Genomic DNA, 17,107 nt, shown 5'->3' with positions numbered 1-17,107 from the left:
CAGGCGCTTAACCGCGCCGTGACAGTTTCATTAAATTTCCTGCAACAGCAGCCGAAGGGCTTATGCCGCAAGCCCGCGCTTCTTCAACATCGCTTCCGGGCTCGGCAACCGACCACGGAAGGCCTTGTAGGTTTCTTCCGGGTCCACTGCACCGCCGATGGCGTAGATATTGTCCTTCAGGCGCTCGGCCATATCAGCATTGAAGGCATTGCCGGTTTCCTCGAAAGCTTCGAAGGCATCGGCGTCCAGCACTTCCGACCACATGTAGGAATAGTAGCCAGCCGAATAGCCATCGCCGGAAAACACATGCTGGAAATGCGGCGTGGCATGACGCATGACGATGGAAGACGGCATGCCGATGTTTTGCAGAATCTCGGCTTGCACCGCCATCGGATCGGCCACTCGATCTTCCCGGGTGTGAAACGCCATATCGACCAGCGCCGAAGAGGTGAATTCGACCATATCGAACCCGGCATTGAAGGTTTGCGCTGCCAGAACCTTGTCGAGCAAGGCCTGTGGCATGGCCTCACCGGTCTGGTAATGCACGGCATAGGTTTTCAGGATATCCGGCACCGTCAACCAATGTTCATAGAGCTGCGAGGGCAGTTCCACAAAGTCACGCGATACGGCGGTACCCGACACGGACGGGTAAGTGACGTCAGACAGCATCCCATGCAGGGCATGGCCGAATTCATGAAACAGCGTGCGGGCATCGTCCAGCGACAGCAGAGCTGGCTTGCCTTCGGCAGGCTTGGCGAAATTGCAGACATTGTAGATGATCGGCAACTCACCCTGCGCACCGTTCTTCAGCGGCAGCTTGTGCTGCGATTGGAAGGAACTCATCCAGGCACCGGAGCGCTTCGAGGACCGGGCGAAATAATCGCCAAGAAACAGCGCCTTCACTGTCCCATCCGCCTCGCGGATTTCAAACACCCGTACATCGGGGTGATAGCCCTTCACATCGTTCAACGGCACGGCAGTGATGCCGAACAGCTTTTTTGCCACGGCAAAGCAGGCTTCGATGATTTTTTCCAGTTGCAGATAAGGCTTCAGTTCGGCTTCCGAAAAATTGAACCGTTCGGAGCGCAGCTTCTCGGCATAGAAACGCCAATCCCATGGCGCAACCGCGTGGTTCTTGCCATCCTTGGCAATCAGCTCCGCCAATTCCTGCTCTTCGATGGCCGCCTGGGCGACAGCGCGTTCCCAGACCTGCATCAGCAGGCCGTTCACTGCTTCCGGGGTCTTGGCCATGGTATTGTCGAGCTTCAGGGCGGCAAAATTCTTATAGCCCAACTGCTTGGCTTTTTCCGCCCGAAGCGTCAGGGTTTCGGTGACGATGGCGCGGTTGTCACGTTCACCACCGTTTTCACCACGCGCCACCCAGGCCTTGAAGGCTATTTCGCGCAGGTCGCGCCGCTCGGAAAAGGTCAGGAAGGGGACGATGACCGAGCGCGACAGCGTCACGGCATAGGCTTCCCCTTTGCCACGGGCTTGCGCGGCAGAGGCCATCGCATCCTTCAGAAAATCGGGGATGCCCGCCAGCTCGTCATCGCTGGTCAGCGGCAATGCCCAATCGGTCTCATCGCCCAGCACATTCTGGCCGAAATTGGCACCGAGGCTGGCCAGCCGCTCATTGATCGCCGCCAACCGCTCCTGTTCGGGCTTGGCGAGCTTGGCACCAGCCTTGACGAAGCCTTTCCAGTGCCGCTCCAGCACCCGGGTCTGCTCCAGCGTCAGGCCCAGGCTGTCGCGCTTTTCCCACAAGGCATCGACGCGGGCAAACAGCGCCGCATTCATGCTGATTTTTGAATAGTGGCGCGACATTTTCGGAGCAATCTCGCGCTCCAGCGCCTGGATGACCTTATTGGTATCGGCACCGGCCTTGTTCCAGAACAGCGCCGAGACCCGCGATAGGCCATCCCCGGCGATCTCCAGCGCAACGATGGTGTTGTCGAATGTCGGCTCCGACGGATAATTGGCGATGGTGTCGATATCAGCATCGTGTTCAGCCAGCGCCATGTCGAAAGCCGGGGCAAAATCCTCATCGCCAATGGCAGTGAAATTCGGCAGGCCATGCGGCCCATTCCATTCGGTGACGGTGGCAAAGGCACCGTTGGGGCCAAGATTACGGTCTGGAGATGTCATCACGAAGCAATCCTTCTCATCAATGACAAAGATATAGGCGATCACGCCCGTCATTGTCACCCCTGCGTCCCCCCTCTGTTGCGCGGGCGGGGGCATCCGTGGGATCTCCGATGGCAATGACCGGCGACCGCCCGAAGGATTTTCCATTTCAATTGCACCCCGGCTGGCTTACCAGTGATCCATGCACGTTGAATATGCCTCCGCCCCATGACGAAATCCGCCACGCCGCCGTCCCGGATGAGCGAGAACCGCACCTCCCTGCTTGGTGCGCTGCTGACCATGATCGGTCCGCTGTCCATGGCGATCTACACCCCCGCCATGCCGCAATTGGTCCATGCCTTTTCCACCACGGATGCGGCCATCAAGCTCAGCCTGTCACTCTATTTCGCGGGCTTTGCCTGCGCGCAATTGCTGTCCGGCCCGTGTTCGGATGCGTTCGGACGACGCAATGCAACGCTGGGCTTTCTGGGCATCTACCTGCTCGGTAGCCTGGCCGCCGCCTTTGCGCCCTCTGTCGAGCTCCTGCTGGCCGGGCGCATCATTCAGGGTATCGGTGCATCCGTCGGGGTCACGGTATCGCGCGCCATGGTCCGCGACCAATTCGTCGGGGAGCAGGCCTCTCGGATCATCAATATGATCGGCATCACGCTAGCCATCGGACCGGCCATGGGGCCGACCGTCGGCGGATTGGCGCTTGTCGCCTTCGGATGGCAATCGGTGTTTCTGCTGATGGTCGGGTTCGGGGCGATCAGTATCGTCACGGTCGCCATTCTTATGGCGGAAACGGCAGTGCCGGACCGGCAAATGATCCGCCCGGCACGGCTCATCGCCTCTTACGCAACCCTGATTGCCGACCGGCGGGTACTATGCTCGGCCTTGGTTCTGGGCGGCTGTGTCGGCGCACTCTATGCGCAATCGACCATGCTGCCTTTCGTTTTGATCAACAAGGTGGGGCTGTCGCCAGCGCAATTCGGTCTTGGCATGTTGATGCAGACCGGCTCCTATTTCGCCGGTTCAGTGGCGCTGCGGCTGGTATCGAGCCGTTTGCGGCCCGGTCAGGCGCTGCGCTTCGGGCTGACGCTGGCTGGTTGCGGCGGATTGCTGATCTTTTTGTCCACCCATCTGCTGACCCCGACTTATCTCTCCATCATGGGACCGGTCGCCGTCTGCTCTTTCGGCATGGCCTTCGTCATTCCCGACATCTCCACCGCAGGTCTGTTGCCACATCCAAAACTGGCGGGGTCGGCGGCGGCCCTGATGGGGTTCGTGCAGATGAGCTGCGGTTTCCTGGGCGGTCTTGCCGCTTCCTGGCTCGGCGATCCGCTGACAGCCTTCGGCACCATCATTCCCCTGATGGAATGGATGGCGATTGTCGCCTATGTCGGCTTCCTTCGTGCCTGGAAACAGGTCCAATAAAAAACCGCCGCCAGTCTCCCGGCGACGGTTTCAAATCTTTCAAATCCTATGATGACTTGCCGAGATTGCGCTTGGCCAGCGTGCGCAGACGGAGCGCATTGAGCTTAATGAAGCCCGCTGCATCCTTCTGATCATAGGCGCCCTGATCGTCTTCAAAGGTGACGAGCTGGTCGGAATAGAGCGACTTTGGCGATTCGCGGCCGATGACCATGACATTGCCCTTGTAAAGTTTCAGCGTCACTTCGCCTTCGACATGTTCCTGGCTCTTGTCGATCATCGCCTGCAACATTTCACGCTCCGGCGAGAACCAGAAGCCGTAGTAGATCAGCTCGGCATAGCGCGGCATCAGCTCATCCTTGAGATGAGCGGCGCCACGATCCAGCGTGATCGATTCGATCGCGCGGTGGGCGGTCAACAGGATGGTGCCGCCGGGGGTTTCGTAAACGCCACGGCTTTTCATGCCGACGAAACGGTTTTCAACCAGGTCCAGACGACCAATGCCGTTGTCACGGCCATAGGTGTTGAGTTCGGCCAGCAGCGTCGCCGGGCTCATGCGCACGCCGTTGATCGACACGGCATCGCCCTTTTCAAAACCGACCTTGATGACGGTCGCCTTATCGGGAGCAGCTTCCGGCGAAATGGTGCGCATATGCACATATTCCGGCGCTTCCTGAGACGGATCTTCCAGAACCTTGCCCTCGGAAGAAGAATGCAACAGGTTGGCATCAACGGAGAACGGCGCTTCGCCCTTCTTGTCCTTGGCGACCGGGATCTGGTTTGCTTCAGCAAAGGCCAGCAGATCGGTACGGCTCTTGAAAGCCCAGTCACGCCAAGGCGCGATGATCTTGATATCAGGGTTCAGCGCATAGGCCGAAAGCTCGAAGCGGACCTGGTCATTGCCCTTGCCGGTCGCGCCATGGGCAATGGCGTCAGCGCCGGTCTTCTTGGCAATCTCGATCAGATGCTTGGAAATCAGCGGCCGGGCAATCGAAGTGCCGAGCAGGTAGACGCCTTCATAGACGGCATTGGCGCGGAACATCGGGAAGACGAAATCGCGGACGAATTCCTCGCGGACATCCTCGATGAAGATTTCCTTGATGCCCAGCATTTCCGCTTTCTTGCGGGCCGGTTCCAGTTCTTCACCCTGGCCGAGGTCGGCGGTGAAGGTCACGACTTCAGCGCCGAGTTCGGTCTGGAGCCATTTCAGGATGATCGAGGTATCGAGACCGCCGGAATAGGCGAGAACGACCTTTTTGACGTCTTTCGGAAGTACCATGAGTGCGAAGTCCGTGTGTCTGGGCGAGGCCACTGAACCGGGCCCCCTCGGGTTGGAGGCACTTTTAGCCGGATTGGCGCGTCATGCAAGGGTGAAGCCCTCGGACAATGGCACAAGGCGAGCCAGCAAAGGGAAAGCCGGTCTGAAAACACCGGCCCGGATGTGAGTTGATATTTGACTTGGGCGCAGCAAGGCCCATATGCCGATGGTCAGCATTGCGACAATTCCACGGGTAATATCAAGCATTTCAGCCAGGAATTGCATAGAAACGTTAGAACTGGAGCGGTTCGCCATCCTCGATCAAGGACCGCTTTCAAACGATCAAAGGAGCAAGACATGACCGACATTCAATCGGTAATTGCCAAGGGCAAGGTCGCGGTCGTCACCGGGGCAGCCTCAGGCATCGGCCTTGCCGCCGCCAAGGCTTTCGCCAGCCAGGGCATGTGCGTCGTGCTCGCCGATCTCGGCGGAGACGCGCTTGCCAATGCACGCAGCGAAGTCGCCACTTTCTCGGAAAATCCGGAGAGCGATATCGTCGCCATCGAGACAGATGTCAGCAAGCTGGATGAGTTGGAAGCATTGGAGCGCGCCGTGCTTCAACGCTTCGGGCGTGTCCACCTGTTGATGAACAATGCCGGCATCCAGCCAGGCAGCAGCCTGTTCGGACCGATGGTCAACTGGGACAATGTGTTTGCCGTCAATCTGATGGGCGTCATCCATGGCACCAGGGTGTTCGGGCCTGATATGATCGCCCACAAGGACCCGGCCATCATCATCAATACCGGCTCCAAGCAGGGCATCACCACCCCGCCGGGCGATCCCGCCTATAATGTTGCCAAGGCCGGGGTCAAAGCGTTCACCGAGGCCTTGCAGCATGAACTGCGCAACACGCCGGACTGTAATGTCAGCGCCCACCTGCTGATCCCCGGCTTCGTCTTCACCGGTCTCACGGCTGGCGAGCGGACGACAAAGCCCGATGCGGCCTGGACGCCGGAACAGACGGTGGATTTCATGCTGGACAGCCTCAAACGCGGCGATTTCTATATTCTCTGCCCCGACAACGACGTGCAGCGGGCCGTGGATGAAAAGCGTATTGCCTGGGCTGCCGGTGACATCATCGAAAACCGTCCACCGCTGTCACGCTGGCACCCGGATTATGAAGAGGCCTTCAAGACACATCTGAAAGGCTGAATGGCCTTTATATGTTAAGCGTCAGGCCGTGACAGGTGGCTCTCGACATCTGCCACGGCCTGGCTAAATTTACGAGAATTCTATTTAAATTTCTCGTTATGCGTGTATAAACATCTCCATTCTTATGGAGGTGTTTCATGACAATTTTTTACGCCTGGGTTAATCCCGCATTTTTCGAAGGCAATCCTCTCGATCACACCTGGGTCACGACCTATGACAACAGGGTTACCCCCTATGCGACAATCGATGCAGTGACACAGGCCGGACAAACCTATTGGTATTGCTGGGGCGATTTTCACGCCACCGGCTCCACCGATGATTATCCAAACGGCCTGCTTGCCCAGCAGGACGGCAACACCGCCGTCGCCAGCTGCCTTGTCGAACCCAATGTCGAGGGGTCGCTTTCCAATTCACCGCCGAACGGAACCATTCTGGTCTATGGTGTGAATGGCGTTTGCCATCAGATTGCCAACCAGGTGCTGTATGCGACAAAAACGGCAACCACAGCGCCTTTGACCGTCAAGGGCGCAGCCGGATATGCCTTGAGTACCTTTCTCTATGGTACCTACGGCACCCGCAAGGCCGCATGGGCAAAGAAGATCGCCACCTGCACAGCGGGTGAGACCAGCGGAGCGATCCGGGAAGAGGATGCGATGAGCGACCTACCAGATGATTTTCTCGACCATGCTCGCCAGACACTCGGCGACCAGCCCGAAAAGCTGCAAAAACTGCTGGACTTGCGAGACACGGTCGCATCTTACATGGCAATGGAACTGCCAGGCACAGCAGCGCCTTCGATTGAGCTGATCAACGCCCGCAACCAGCACATGCTGGACCAGGCCGCGGACCTTCTCGGAGCAACCGATTTTGAAAAAGTCTTCGGCATTAACCCCGAAAAACGGGTGAAACTGGTTCATCCATCACAGCTGGAACCCACCAGAGAGCAAAAATAAGCCTCGCATCCGCTTGCTGAAAAGGGATCGCGGATCGTAACATGGCCCGCGAACCCTCTTCATATGCCATGCGAGATAGTCATGACCTTCATTCCGGGCCTGCCGACCCTTCTAGCCTTTACCGCCGCATGCCTGTTGCTGGCGGCAACGCCGGGGCCGGACATGACCCTCTCCATCAGCCGGGCATTGCGCGATGGCAAGGCGGCTGGGCTTGCCGTGCTGTTCGGCACCAATCTCGGAATTGCGGTCCATACGATGCTGGTGGCTTTCGGGGTATCCGCCCTGATCGTCGCTTCGCCGACGGCCTTTCTTATCTTGAAAAGCGGTGGGGCTGCTTATCTGGCCTGGCTCGCCTTTCAGGCAATCCGCCATGGCTCAAAATTCGTCGCCACGCCTGAAGCGGGCGCAAAGGGCAACGCGAAAGCCGCGTTTCTCAACGGGATCTGGGTCAATCTGCTCAACCCAAAGGTCATCATTTTCTTCATGACCTTCCTGCCGCAATTCGTCACCGCCCATGATCCTGATGTCACGGGCAAGCTGCTGTTCCTCGGTTTTTGGTTCATGCTGGTATCGCTACCCGTCACGGTCGCCATCGTGCTGGCCGCCGACAAACTGGCTGGCTGGCTGCAACAAAATCCGAAAGTGCTTAGGGGAATGGATTACACCTTTGCAGGCGTGTTTTCAGTCTTCGCCGCCAAGATCCTCATGACCCAGGCGCGATGATAGGGGCCACGATGAAACAAGCCAGATAACGCAGATCAATGAACGTGTTTGCGCGATTTTTCAGCGTCAATACGATCCTTGCGGGTGATGAAGAGCATGAAAAAGCCGATCATCAGGCCACCGACGGGCATGATCAACATTGTCAGAAATTGCTCTGTGCTCATGGCTTCAGACCTTTCAATATCTTCCGCGCTAACAAATGTAATGCCACAGACGCTAAAATGCAAATGGAACAGACAAGAGCAAGATTTCCGTTCGGACCATGGCCGCTATTGACTGTCGAGATGACAGGCGCAAAACCTCCAACGGCAAAAATCGCGATGGCAACGCCATTGATATAGGTTGCCGTTAGCTTGGTTCGTTCATTGCGAACGGCAATTTCCATCAATCGTCCTCGCCTTAATCATCCTCGCCATGGCCAACGATCATCATCGCCTCATAGGCCAGACGCTCGGTCTTGCGCATCCGTTCCGAGTCCGACTTCAACTGTCCGCAGGCCGCCAGAATATCGCGGCCACGCGGGGTGCGGATCGGTGAGGCATAGCCTGCCGAATTGATGAAATCGGCAAATTTCATGATCTGGTCCCAATCGGAACACTGGTAGTTGGTGCCCGGCCAGGGATTGAAGGGAATGAGGTTGATCTTGGACGGAATGCCCTTCAACAGCTGAATCAGACCCTTGGCATCCTCAAGACTGTCGTTCACATCCTTCAGCATCACATATTCGAAGGTAATCCGCCGGGCATTGGACAGGCCCGGATAATTGCGACAGGCTTCGATCAGGTCCTTCAGCGGATATTTCTTGTTGATCGGCACCAGCAGGTCGCGCAACTCGTCGCGCACCGCATGCAGCGAAATCGCCAGCATCACGCCGATTTCATCGCCGGTGCGGTAGATTTCCGGCACGACGCCGGAGGTGGAAAGCGTGATGCGGCGCTTTGATAGCGACAACCCATCACCATCCGAGGCAATCAGCAGGGCCTTTTTCACTTCCTCGAAATTATAAAGCGGCTCGCCCATGCCCATCATCACCATATTGGTGATCTTGCGGCCCTCATTCGGCACCATCGCGCCAACGGGCGCATCGCGGTCGGGAAAATCACCCAGCCGGTCGCGGGCCAGCAACAATTGCGATAACACTTCTTCCGCTGTCAGGTTGCGCACCAGCTTTTGCGTGCCGGTGTGACAGAAGGTGCAGGTCAGCGTGCAGCCCACTTGGCTGGAAACGCAGAGCGTCCCCCGGCCCTCTTCTGGAATATAGACGCATTCCACCTCCACCGGACGCCCGGCACCGCGCGGCGGATAGCGCAGCAACCACTTGCGGGTGCCATCATTGGAGACCTGTTCCTCGACGATTTCAGGCCGGGCGATGGTGAAATGCGCCTTGAGCTTCTCGCGCATGTCCTTGGCGACATTGGTCATCTGGTCGAAATCGGAGACGCCGCGCACATAGATCCAGTTCCACAACTGAGCGACGCGCATCCGCACCTGCTTGTCGGCCACGCCGATCTCGCGCAGCATGTCGCCCATTTCCTCACGGGTCTGGCCGATCAGGGTCGGCTTGGTGGCGCCTGTCATGGCGGCGGGCCGCGCCTGGGGCGTCCGCTCAATGATAATTTCCGTGGCAGCCATCGCTTAACCTCATCAAAACCAAGTGATCGACAGCCTAGCAGCCATAGAATGACGCGGGCCTTCGCACTCCATTTTTCAACTTTGCTGTGTGCAAGAAATCGATAACGCCCCATCATCAGCAGACAACGGCGCGGCAGCCTTCAAGACCGCATTTGCGGGGCCTTTATCATCAAAATGCCGCGACGTCATCCCAAAACGCAAAAAGGCCGGGAGACCCGGCCTTCGTCGCATCATGAAGCAAATATTATTTGCACTTTTCAATGCGTTTCAAGGCATCGGAAATACCCTGAAGCGAATAGGCGTAATTGGTTGGCGTGCCACGACCGGAAACGGCCTGGACGCTCATGGTCTTGCCGACCTTCATCGCGGCGACCAAAGCCGGCTCTTCGGCGGCGTTTTCCACCCAGGCAGCACTGTCTTTGGTAAACATCGTAAAGCTCTTGGCGTCGATCTTCACCGTCACCTTGGAACCGGTCTTCAGGGTGTAGCCCATCATCGCCTGCGGCTCGTAGGAAATGTTCTGGCCGGGACGCTGCGAGACGATGAAGAAAATATCGCCGTGATTGACAGAGGGCGGTTCCTTCGTGGTCGGCACCGACAGCACATAGCAGACCGTGCTATTGCCGGACTTGTAGGAATAAGCACCCCAAGCCTTGAACTGCTCGATCCGCGTCGGGCTTGGCGATTGCGCTGCGGCCACATCGGCGAATGCCAGCATGATTGCGACTGCGGTTGCGATTCTTTTTACAAACATTTTCTTCCTGCCGCTTTTTCGTCGGACGTCAAGACAAACAGTCTCGTGTCCAGCCTCGAAACCTCATTCAATTTGACTTAATTTTGGTTACCAAACCGTCAACGAGACACGAAATGCACAGCTTATAGCCGACAAATCCATGCTTCCAGTCAGTCCTTTTCCGAAAATAGTACAGATTGAAGGCACCGGCAGATCAACCGGCCCTCTGGTAGAACACAAGGAATCAGGCAGGAATTGGACTATGGCGCAAGAGACTGGCGCCATAGTTGAAAATGTCGCAATCAGCCCCGCTCAGCCTGCCCATGTGGTGCGCTTTTTCCCCCACCTTGCACCGGATCGCCGTCATCGGCCAAGACGGCATCGGCTGCATCGTAATGACGTTCCTTGATATGGCCATTGATCATCGCCAGCGCAGTCGTCAGCACGGCAATGTCGTCGGTAAAGCCGACAAAGGCCAGCATGTCGGGAATGGCATCAAACGGCAGGACGAAATAGCCAAGCGCCGCCAGCAGGATGCCCCGCACCCGAAGCGGCGTCTGCCGGTCCGTTGCGCAGTAGAAGGCGGCAATCACATCCCGGGAAAACGGGATGTGGCGAATGGCTTTGCGCATCTTCGGCCAGAAGGTACGGCTCAGCTTTTGCTCCTGCTTTTGCTGTTCGGCTTCATCGCCCGGCAGAAGAATTTCACCAATCTTCACGTCGTCCAGTTTCGCCTCGACCATGACCTGCCTCTTTCTCACTCTCCAACGTGGGGTGTGAACCCGGATATTGGCACTGATATGGGAATGGCGAGTGTTTCTGTCAAACGCGCCGCTTTGCGACCTGGTCCATGGCAGCTGCCAGCTTCAGATCATGCCCGGTCAATCCACCGACATCATGGGTGGTCAACCGCACATCGACACGCCTGTAAACATTGAACCATTCCGGATGATGGCCCATTTTTTCGGCAATGATGGCGCATTCCGTCATGAAGCCGAAGGCTTGGGCAAAATCGTCGAAGGAAAATTCCTTGGTGATCGCGTCGCCCTGTTCAGACAGGCTCCACCCATCCAGGTCGCGCAGAGCGCCTGGAATCGCCTCCGGCGCAAGTCGTTCATATCGCATGATCAATTCCAATCTGACCGCCGCAGCATATCACTCGCCCACATGGCGAGGAGCGCTCTTGAGACAAGCCATTAGAGCGCAAAAAGTTCCTTTGACGTCCGTTTTCAGATTTGGCTTATCCGTTCAGCGAATGCTCGGCATGTTCTGAAAAACTGACCTCTGAGCGCTCTTCATAGAGGGGGAAGATTTCCTCCTTCAGATAAGGGCCACCCCCCACCGATTCCTTGGAGGACATCAGCACGAATCTTGGAACGAAAAAGGGCGCGGTCTGGAAATTACCGCGCCCTGATAAATAATGAACAACGTCATCCAGTCTCGATGACTTCAGCCGCGCCAGTGTCACATGCGGCATGAACTTTCGGGGGTCGGGGGGCAGGCCCACGCGTTGGCAGATCCGCTCTATTTCGCCCTGAAGCGCCGTCATCTGCGGATGTGGCGTAACACCTGCCCAGATGGAATGCGGTTTCTTCGACCCGAAGGACCCGATGCCGTTCAGACTGAGCTGGAATTCCGGCCGGTCGATGCGATCCAACCTATCGACGATCTCATCGGCGGTGCGCCCGTCGATATCGCCTATGAACCGAAGGGTGATGTGGTAATTTTCCACATCGATCCATCGGGCTCCCGGAAGCCCGCCGCGCAGCAAAGACAGGCTCAAGGCCACGTTGCGCGGAATTTCGAGGGCAGTGAACAATCTCGGCATGGAGAGCTCCCCGAATCTTTTGCAGATGCTAACAACGAATCATGCTTGCAAAGGGTAAGCAAGTCGTTAATTCACCTTATCCTCCAAACCTTTCGCGAAACTCTGAACGGCGGGCAGCATGTGCTCGACCATCACCCCCACGCCCTTGGCGTTGGGATGCATGCCATCGCCCAGTTTCAACGTGGCATCAGTCACGACGCCCTCAAGGATAAAGGGATAGAGCGGAATTTTATATTTTTCAGCCAGGCGCTGATAGATCGGATTGAACCTTTTGGCGTAATCTGCGCCCATATTGGGTGGCGCGATCATGCCCACCAGCAGCACGCCAATCTTGCGGGCCTGCAATTTTTCGATGATCGCCGCCAGGTTTTTTTCACTCTCTTCCGGCGCAATACCGCGCAGCGCATCATTGGCGCCAAGTTCCAGGATAACGCCCTGCGTACCGTCAGGCACCGACCAGTCAACGCGCGCCAGCCCGCCTTCCGTGGTATCGCCGGACACGCCTGCATTGCCGATACTGACATTCATGCCCTTGTCATGCAGGGCTTTTTCCAGCTGGCTCGTCAAGGCCTCGTCGCCCTGAAGCTGATAGCCGGCCATCAGACTGTCACCAAGCCCGATCAATTGCACTTGCGCTTCCGCCACCGGCGTCTCTCCCGTCGCGTCCTCTGGCATGGACTGGTCAGCGAGAGGCTGGTCAGGCATGGACGGTTCCGCTGGCTGGCCTTGCGGAGCCTGTTCCTGAGCGACGCTCGGCAGGGCAAAACTACCGCCTGCAAGCAGGCTAGCCACCACTATGACGGCGAATTGAAGGGGGACAGGTTTAAAACCCATGATGGCTTTCCTAAATTCGCGTAGACGATCATGATGCCCGACCGGACATCGCCAAGGCGTTAAAGCCCTTGAACCTCATATAGGACGAAAACCGCGTGAGACAAACCATCATTCAGCTCAGAAAAGCCGATCTCACCCTTGGCAATGCCGCCGCCTCGGTCCACGTCCTCAAGGGTATGGACCTGGATATTTCAGAAGGCGAATCAATCGGCATCGTCGGCCCGTCCGGTTCGGGAAAATCAACGCTGCTGATGGTGCTGGCCGGGCTGGAACGGCTGGACAGCGGCGAAATCCACATCAACGGCACCGCGCTGCATGGCTTGAGCGAAGATGCACTCGCCGATTTTCGCGGTCGCAATATCGGCATTGTCTTTCAGTCCTTCCACCTGATCGCCAATATGACGGCGCTGGAAAATGTCGCCGTGCCGCTGGAACTGGCCAATGTCAAAAATCCTTTCGACATTGCCGCCCGCGAACTGCGCGCCGTCGGCCTTGGCGAGCGGCTCAGCCATTATCCCGGCCAATTGTCCGGTGGCGAACAGCAACGGGTCGCTATTGCCCGCGCCCTTGCCCCCTCGCCCGCCGTGGTGATTGCCGATGAGCCAACCGGCAACCTGGATGGTGCGACCGGACGCCAGATTGCCGACCTGCTGTTTGCCAAACAGGCCGAGCGCAAGACCACATTGGTTCTTGTCACCCACGATACCGCGCTGGCAGGTCGCTGCTCAAGACAGGTCCGCGTCCGCTCAGGCCAGATCGAGCCGGGCGATGAAGCGGGCAAAACACTTGCCGACGAGACCGTTTCGGCATGAGCGGATTTTTGCAACGTCTCAGAACCGCCTTGCGTCTCAGCGCCCGCGAAATGCGCGGCGGGTTTGGCGGATTTTATATTTTCCTGGCCTGCATTGCCCTCGGCACGGCAGCGATTGCCGCCGTCAATTCCGTCTCCACATCGATTACCCGGTCCATCGCCAGCCAAGGGCAGTCGCTGCTGGGCGGCGACATCCGGTTTGAGCTGAACAACCGGGAGGCCAATGCGGCGGAGAGTGCCTTCCTACAGGGGCTCGGCACCGTCTCAGCCTCCACTGGCCTGCGCTCCATGGCGCGGTTGCCGGATGGGTCCGATCAGTCTCTGGCCGAAATCAAGGCCGTGGATGGCGCCTATCCACTCTATGGCACTTTCGTCGCCACGCCGGACCAGCCCTTGGCTGACCTCCTGACAAAAACCGGTGACGCTTATGGTGCAGTCGCAGCCCCTTTGCTGCTCGATCGGCTAGGGATAAAGATCGGCGATAGCCTGCTGGTCGGCTCCGCCCGGCTGGTGATTACCGGCACCATCACCACCGAGCCCGATGCCATTTCGGAAGGCTTCGGCTTTGCGCCGCGCATCATCACCAGCCGCGAAGCGCTTGCCGCCTCCGGCTTGATCCAGACCGGCAGCCTTGTCGAACAGGTCTACAAAATCAAGCTGAACCCTGGCGGTCCGTCGCTCGCGGCCATTCAGGATCAGGCAAAGCAGCAATTTCCCGATGCAGGCTGGTCGATCCGTACCAGCGACCGGGCAGCCCCCAATCTGACCGAAAACATCACCCGGTTTTCGCAATTCCTGACACTTGTCGGGCTGACGGCGTTGATCGTTGGCGGCGTCGGCGTCGCCAATGCGGTGCGCGCCTTTCTCGACAGCAAGCGCAGCGTCATTGCCACGCTGAAATGCCTGGGCGCACCGGCTTCCGTCGTCGTCATGGTCTATCTGTTCCAGATCCTGATGGTCGCCAGCATCGGCATTGCGCTGGGCCTTGCCATTGGTGCCATCGCCCCCTGGATTGCCAGCTATTATCTCGCGCAATTCCTGCCGATCCAGGCGGATTTTGCCATTTACCCGCGCTCCCTGCTGCTGGCTCTGCTGTTTGGCGGGCTGACAACGCTGGCTTTTGCCGTCATGCCGCTCGGCCACGCGCGGCAAGTCCCGGCTACAGCGCTGTTTCGCGAGCAGGGTTTTGAGACCCGCCGCCTGCCCTCCTGGCCTTACGTGCTGGTGGCGGGGCTGGCGATCCTCGCCCTTGCCGCACTGGCCATTTTTACCGCCTATGACCGGCGTCTGGCGATATTCTTCCTGATTGCCATGGCCGCCAGCTTCGTGGTGCTGCGGCTGGTCGCTTATGGCGTTGCCGCACTCGCCCGGAAAAGCCCTCGGCTTCCCTCGCCTGCGCTGCGGCTGGCGGTCGGCAATATCCATCGGCCCGGGGCGCTGACGCCCTCGGTCATTCTGTCGCTTGGCCTTGGCTTAGCACTTCTGGTGACACTGTCGATGATCGACGGCAATCTGCGGCGCAATCTCACGGGTGCGCTCTCTGAAAAAGCCCCTAATTTCTTCTTTGTCGATATCCAGCGCGACCAGCTCGACAGTTTCCGTCAGATCATTGCCCGTGAGGCACCCCAGGGGCAAGTCGTCGAAGTGCCGATGTTGCGCGGACGAATCACCGCCTTCAATGGTCAGGACGTGGCCAAGATGAACGTGCCACCGCAGGGCCGATGGGTCCTGCGCGGCGACCGGGGCATTACCTATGCCACCGACCTGCCGAAAAACGCCACAGTGACCGAGGGGCAATGGTGGACACCGGATTACAAGGGTGAACCGCTGGTGTCTTTCTCAGCCCAGGAAGCAGGCGAACTGGGCCTGAAGCTCGGCGATACAGTAACGGTCAATGTGCTGGGCCGCACCATCACCGCGAAAATCGCCAATTTCCGCAAGGTGGACTGGCAATCCCTGTCGATCAATTTTGTCATGGTGTTTTCGCCCAATACCTTTGCCGGTGCACCCCATGCCTGGATCGCCACCCTGACCGAGCCATCGGCTAGCCCGCAGCAGGAGGCAAGCATCCTGCGCGCCGTCACCAAGGCCTATCCCACCATTACCAGCGTCCGGGTGAAGGATGCGCTGGACATGGTCAATTCGCTGGTTGGCCAGTTGGCCGTCGCCATCCGGGCCGCCGCCGCCATCGCCCTGATTTCCTCCGTTCTGGTGCTGTCAGGCGCGCTTGCGGCAGGCAATCGGGGTCGCACCCATGATGCGGTGGTGCTGAAAACGCTTGGAGCGACCCGCCCGATGCTGATCCGCGCCTTCACCTATGAATATCTGCTGCTTGGCCTTGCCACGGCGATTTTTGCGCTGCTGGCCGGAAGCGTTGCGGGTTGGTATGTGGTCAGCCAGATCATGAAACTGCCCGCCAGCTTCCTGCCCGGGGTCGCCGTTTCCACCGTCGCGCTGGCGCTGGTCACGACGATCGGCATCGGCCTTGCCGGAACATGGCGGGTTCTGGGCCAGAAGGCCGCGCCGGTTCTGCGGGAACTCTGACAGGGATGCGGCCTTGGCCGTTAACCGAACTGAATGACCAGAGGCCACATTACCGAGGTTTAACGCAAAAGCCCTTGTTCTATAGCGTTATTGCTCCCATATTGACGCTACGCATGCTGGAGCCCCGCAGCGGCGCTTGGGACACTGTCCCGCACCGTGAACAATCCGGGGCTTAATGAGAGGAAACCATGTCTGATTTTCGCAATTATCAGGCGCGTACTGGGGTAGGTTCGGCCGAGATGATCGACCAGGGCCTGCGCAGCTACATGCTGAAGGTCTATAACCTGATGGGTCTTGGACTGGCGATTACCGGCGTTGCGGCTTACGTGATCGCCATGCTTGCCACCACGACCGACCCATCCCAGGCTGTCGGACAGTTCGGCAACGGCATCATGCTGACCAGCCTTGGCGCTGCCATTTATGGCAGCCCGCTGAAGTGGGTGATCATGCTGGCTCCTATCGGCCTGGTATTTTTCCTGAGCTTTAAGATCCAGTCGATGAGCGTATCGGCGGCCCGCACCACCTTTCTGGTCTATGCCGGTCTGGTGGGCCTGTCGCTGTCGTCGATCCTGCTGATCTATACCGGCCAGAGCGTGGTGCAGACCTTCTTCGTTACGGCTGCCTCGTTCGGCGCGCTGTCGCTCTATGGCTACACCACCAAGCGTAGCCTGAGCGCGATGGGTTCGTTCCTGATCATGGGTCTGTTCGGTCTGATCATCGCCTCGCTGGTCAACATCTTCCTTCAGTCTTCAGCGCTGGCCTTTGCTGTTTCGGCTATCGGTGTTGTGATCTTCGCAGGCCTGACCGCCTACGACACGCAGAAGATCAAGGAAATGTATTTCGAGCAGGATGGTGCCGATACGGCTGGCCGCAAGGCTATCCTGGGTGCGCTGACCCTTTACCTCGACTTCATCAACCTGTTCCTGTTCATGCTTCGCTTCATGGGCGACCGTCGCTAACGCGGCGGATACCAGCAACAGGATCACATCAGGGCGGCCTTCGGGCCGCCCTTTCTCATGCG

Annotated in this window: 17 protein-coding genes; 7 read left to right on the top strand and 10 right to left on the bottom strand. The window is 58.2% G+C overall.

Going from position 1 to position 17,107, the window contains the following annotated elements; translation table 11 throughout:
* Positions 1-60 precede the first annotated feature (60 nt).
* Positions 61-2,145: a M3 family metallopeptidase gene (locus IEI95_RS27495; RefSeq protein WP_234934296.1), complete on the bottom strand. Its 2,085-nt coding sequence runs from the start codon at positions 2,143-2,145 to the stop codon at positions 61-63.
* A gap of 237 nt (positions 2,146-2,382) precedes the next feature.
* On the opposite strand from IEI95_RS27495, the gene IEI95_RS27490 reads away from it, so the two are divergent.
* Positions 2,383-3,561: a multidrug effflux MFS transporter gene (locus tag IEI95_RS27490; protein WP_156531890.1), complete on the top strand. Its 1,179-nt coding sequence runs from the start codon at positions 2,383-2,385 to the stop codon at positions 3,559-3,561.
* Positions 3,562-3,607: 46 nt separating this feature from the next.
* On the opposite strand, the gene IEI95_RS27485 is transcribed toward IEI95_RS27490, so the two are convergent.
* A complete protein-coding gene (locus tag IEI95_RS27485) occupies positions 3,608-4,837 on the bottom strand; it encodes an argininosuccinate synthase (protein ID WP_156531782.1) in 1,230 nt (409 codons plus the stop codon).
* A 336-nt stretch (positions 4,838-5,173) separates the two neighbouring features.
* On the opposite strand from IEI95_RS27485, the gene IEI95_RS27480 reads away from it, so the two are divergent.
* The 3 genes from IEI95_RS27480 to IEI95_RS27470 all read left to right on the top strand — a co-directional run bounded on the left by IEI95_RS27480 (position 5,174) and on the right by IEI95_RS27470 (position 7,704).
* Entirely contained in the window at positions 5,174-6,028 is an 855-nt protein-coding gene (locus IEI95_RS27480) for an SDR family NAD(P)-dependent oxidoreductase (RefSeq protein WP_156531781.1), read from the top strand.
* Between the two features lie 137 nt (positions 6,029-6,165).
* Entirely contained in the window at positions 6,166-6,981 is an 816-nt protein-coding gene (locus tag IEI95_RS27475; protein WP_156531780.1) for a hypothetical protein, read from the top strand.
* A gap of 81 nt (positions 6,982-7,062) precedes the next feature.
* Entirely contained in the window at positions 7,063-7,704 is a 642-nt protein-coding gene (locus IEI95_RS27470) for a LysE family translocator (protein ID WP_156531779.1), read from the top strand.
* Between the two features lie 35 nt (positions 7,705-7,739).
* Here IEI95_RS27470 and IEI95_RS29675 read toward each other — a convergent pair whose 3' ends face one another.
* From IEI95_RS29675 to IEI95_RS27435, 8 genes are all read right to left on the bottom strand, one after another.
* The gene (locus tag IEI95_RS29675; protein ID WP_267889528.1) at positions 7,740-7,868 is read right to left on the bottom strand and encodes a hypothetical protein; all 129 of its coding nucleotides are present in this window, start codon (positions 7,866-7,868) and stop codon (positions 7,740-7,742) included.
* Complete coding sequence (locus IEI95_RS27465) at positions 7,865-8,089, bottom strand: hypothetical protein (protein WP_015917430.1); 225 nt, start codon at positions 8,087-8,089, stop codon at positions 7,865-7,867. Before IEI95_RS27465 ends, IEI95_RS29675 begins: the two co-directional genes overlap by 4 nt.
* A 14-nt stretch (positions 8,090-8,103) precedes the next feature.
* Complete coding sequence (gene rlmN, locus IEI95_RS27460; protein ID WP_420360095.1) at positions 8,104-9,282, bottom strand: dual-specificity RNA methyltransferase RlmN; 1,179 nt, start codon at positions 9,280-9,282, stop codon at positions 8,104-8,106.
* 298 nt (positions 9,283-9,580) lie between these two features.
* A complete protein-coding gene (locus tag IEI95_RS27455) occupies positions 9,581-10,090 on the bottom strand; it encodes an invasion associated locus B family protein (protein WP_015917432.1) in 510 nt (169 codons plus the stop codon).
* 281 nt (positions 10,091-10,371) lie between these two features.
* Positions 10,372-10,797 (bottom strand): YkvA family protein, encoded by a 426-nt coding sequence (locus tag IEI95_RS27450; protein ID WP_194417378.1) that lies wholly within the window; start codon positions 10,795-10,797, stop codon positions 10,372-10,374.
* 94 nt (positions 10,798-10,891) lie between these two features.
* Positions 10,892-11,194 carry a 4a-hydroxytetrahydrobiopterin dehydratase gene (locus tag IEI95_RS27445; protein ID WP_015917434.1) on the bottom strand — a complete coding sequence of 101 codons (303 nt, stop codon included), beginning with the start codon at positions 11,192-11,194 and terminating at the stop codon, positions 10,892-10,894.
* 115 nt (positions 11,195-11,309) lie between these two features.
* Positions 11,310-11,897: an RNA 2',3'-cyclic phosphodiesterase gene (gene thpR, locus IEI95_RS27440; protein WP_015917435.1), complete on the bottom strand. Its 588-nt coding sequence runs from the start codon at positions 11,895-11,897 to the stop codon at positions 11,310-11,312.
* A gap of 66 nt (positions 11,898-11,963) precedes the next feature.
* On the bottom strand, positions 11,964-12,572 hold the full coding sequence (locus IEI95_RS27435; protein ID WP_234890910.1) for an arylesterase: 609 nt from the start codon (positions 12,570-12,572) through the stop codon (positions 11,964-11,966).
* 254 nt (positions 12,573-12,826) lie between these two features.
* Here IEI95_RS27435 and IEI95_RS27430 point away from each other — a divergent pair, with 254 nt between their 5' ends.
* The 3 genes from IEI95_RS27430 to IEI95_RS27420 all read left to right on the top strand — a co-directional run bounded on the left by IEI95_RS27430 (position 12,827) and on the right by IEI95_RS27420 (position 17,045).
* Positions 12,827-13,543: an ABC transporter ATP-binding protein gene (locus IEI95_RS27430; RefSeq protein WP_194417246.1), complete on the top strand. Its 717-nt coding sequence runs from the start codon at positions 12,827-12,829 to the stop codon at positions 13,541-13,543.
* Positions 13,540-16,086 (top strand): ABC transporter permease, encoded by a 2,547-nt coding sequence (locus tag IEI95_RS27425; protein WP_156531775.1) that lies wholly within the window; start codon positions 13,540-13,542, stop codon positions 16,084-16,086. Before IEI95_RS27430 ends, IEI95_RS27425 begins: the two co-directional genes overlap by 4 nt.
* A 188-nt stretch (positions 16,087-16,274) precedes the next feature.
* Positions 16,275-17,045 (top strand): Bax inhibitor-1/YccA family protein, encoded by a 771-nt coding sequence (locus IEI95_RS27420; RefSeq protein ID WP_060718701.1) that lies wholly within the window; start codon positions 16,275-16,277, stop codon positions 17,043-17,045.
* Positions 17,046-17,107 lie beyond the last annotated feature (62 nt).

The sequence above is a fragment of the Agrobacterium vitis genome, assembly GCF_014926405.1.
Lineage (GTDB): Bacteria > Pseudomonadota > Alphaproteobacteria > Rhizobiales > Rhizobiaceae > Allorhizobium > Allorhizobium vitis_H.
The sequence above is the reverse complement of the archived record's forward strand: the minus strand, read 5'-3'. Positions and strand labels throughout refer to the sequence as shown.

Coding starts and splice junctions, on each gene's coding strand:
- IEI95_RS27495 (WP_234934296.1), bottom strand. CDS start 2,145: ATGACATCTCCAGACCGTAATCTTGGCCCCAACGGTGCCTTTGCCACC.
- IEI95_RS27490 (WP_156531890.1), top strand. CDS start 2,383: ATGAGCGAGAACCGCACCTCCCTGCTTGGTGCGCTGCTGACCATGATC.
- IEI95_RS27485 (WP_156531782.1), bottom strand. CDS start 4,837: ATGGTACTTCCGAAAGACGTCAAAAAGGTCGTTCTCGCCTATTCCGGC.
- IEI95_RS27480 (WP_156531781.1), top strand. CDS start 5,174: ATGACCGACATTCAATCGGTAATTGCCAAGGGCAAGGTCGCGGTCGTC.
- IEI95_RS27475 (WP_156531780.1), top strand. CDS start 6,166: ATGACAATTTTTTACGCCTGGGTTAATCCCGCATTTTTCGAAGGCAAT.
- IEI95_RS27470 (WP_156531779.1), top strand. CDS start 7,063: ATGACCTTCATTCCGGGCCTGCCGACCCTTCTAGCCTTTACCGCCGCA.
- IEI95_RS29675 (WP_267889528.1), bottom strand. CDS start 7,868: ATGAGCACAGAGCAATTTCTGACAATGTTGATCATGCCCGTCGGTGGC.
- IEI95_RS27465 (WP_015917430.1), bottom strand. CDS start 8,089: ATGGAAATTGCCGTTCGCAATGAACGAACCAAGCTAACGGCAACCTAT.
- rlmN (WP_420360095.1), bottom strand. CDS start 9,282: ATGACAGGCGCCACCAAGCCGACCCTGATCGGCCAGACCCGTGAGGAA.
- IEI95_RS27455 (WP_015917432.1), bottom strand. CDS start 10,090: ATGTTTGTAAAAAGAATCGCAACCGCAGTCGCAATCATGCTGGCATTC.
- IEI95_RS27445 (WP_015917434.1), bottom strand. CDS start 11,194: ATGCGATATGAACGACTTGCGCCGGAGGCGATTCCAGGCGCTCTGCGC.
- thpR (WP_015917435.1), bottom strand. CDS start 11,897: ATGCCGAGATTGTTCACTGCCCTCGAAATTCCGCGCAACGTGGCCTTG.
- IEI95_RS27435 (WP_234890910.1), bottom strand. CDS start 12,572: ATGCCAGAGGACGCGACGGGAGAGACGCCGGTGGCGGAAGCGCAAGTG.
- IEI95_RS27425 (WP_156531775.1), top strand. CDS start 13,540: ATGAGCGGATTTTTGCAACGTCTCAGAACCGCCTTGCGTCTCAGCGCC.
- IEI95_RS27420 (WP_060718701.1), top strand. CDS start 16,275: ATGTCTGATTTTCGCAATTATCAGGCGCGTACTGGGGTAGGTTCGGCC.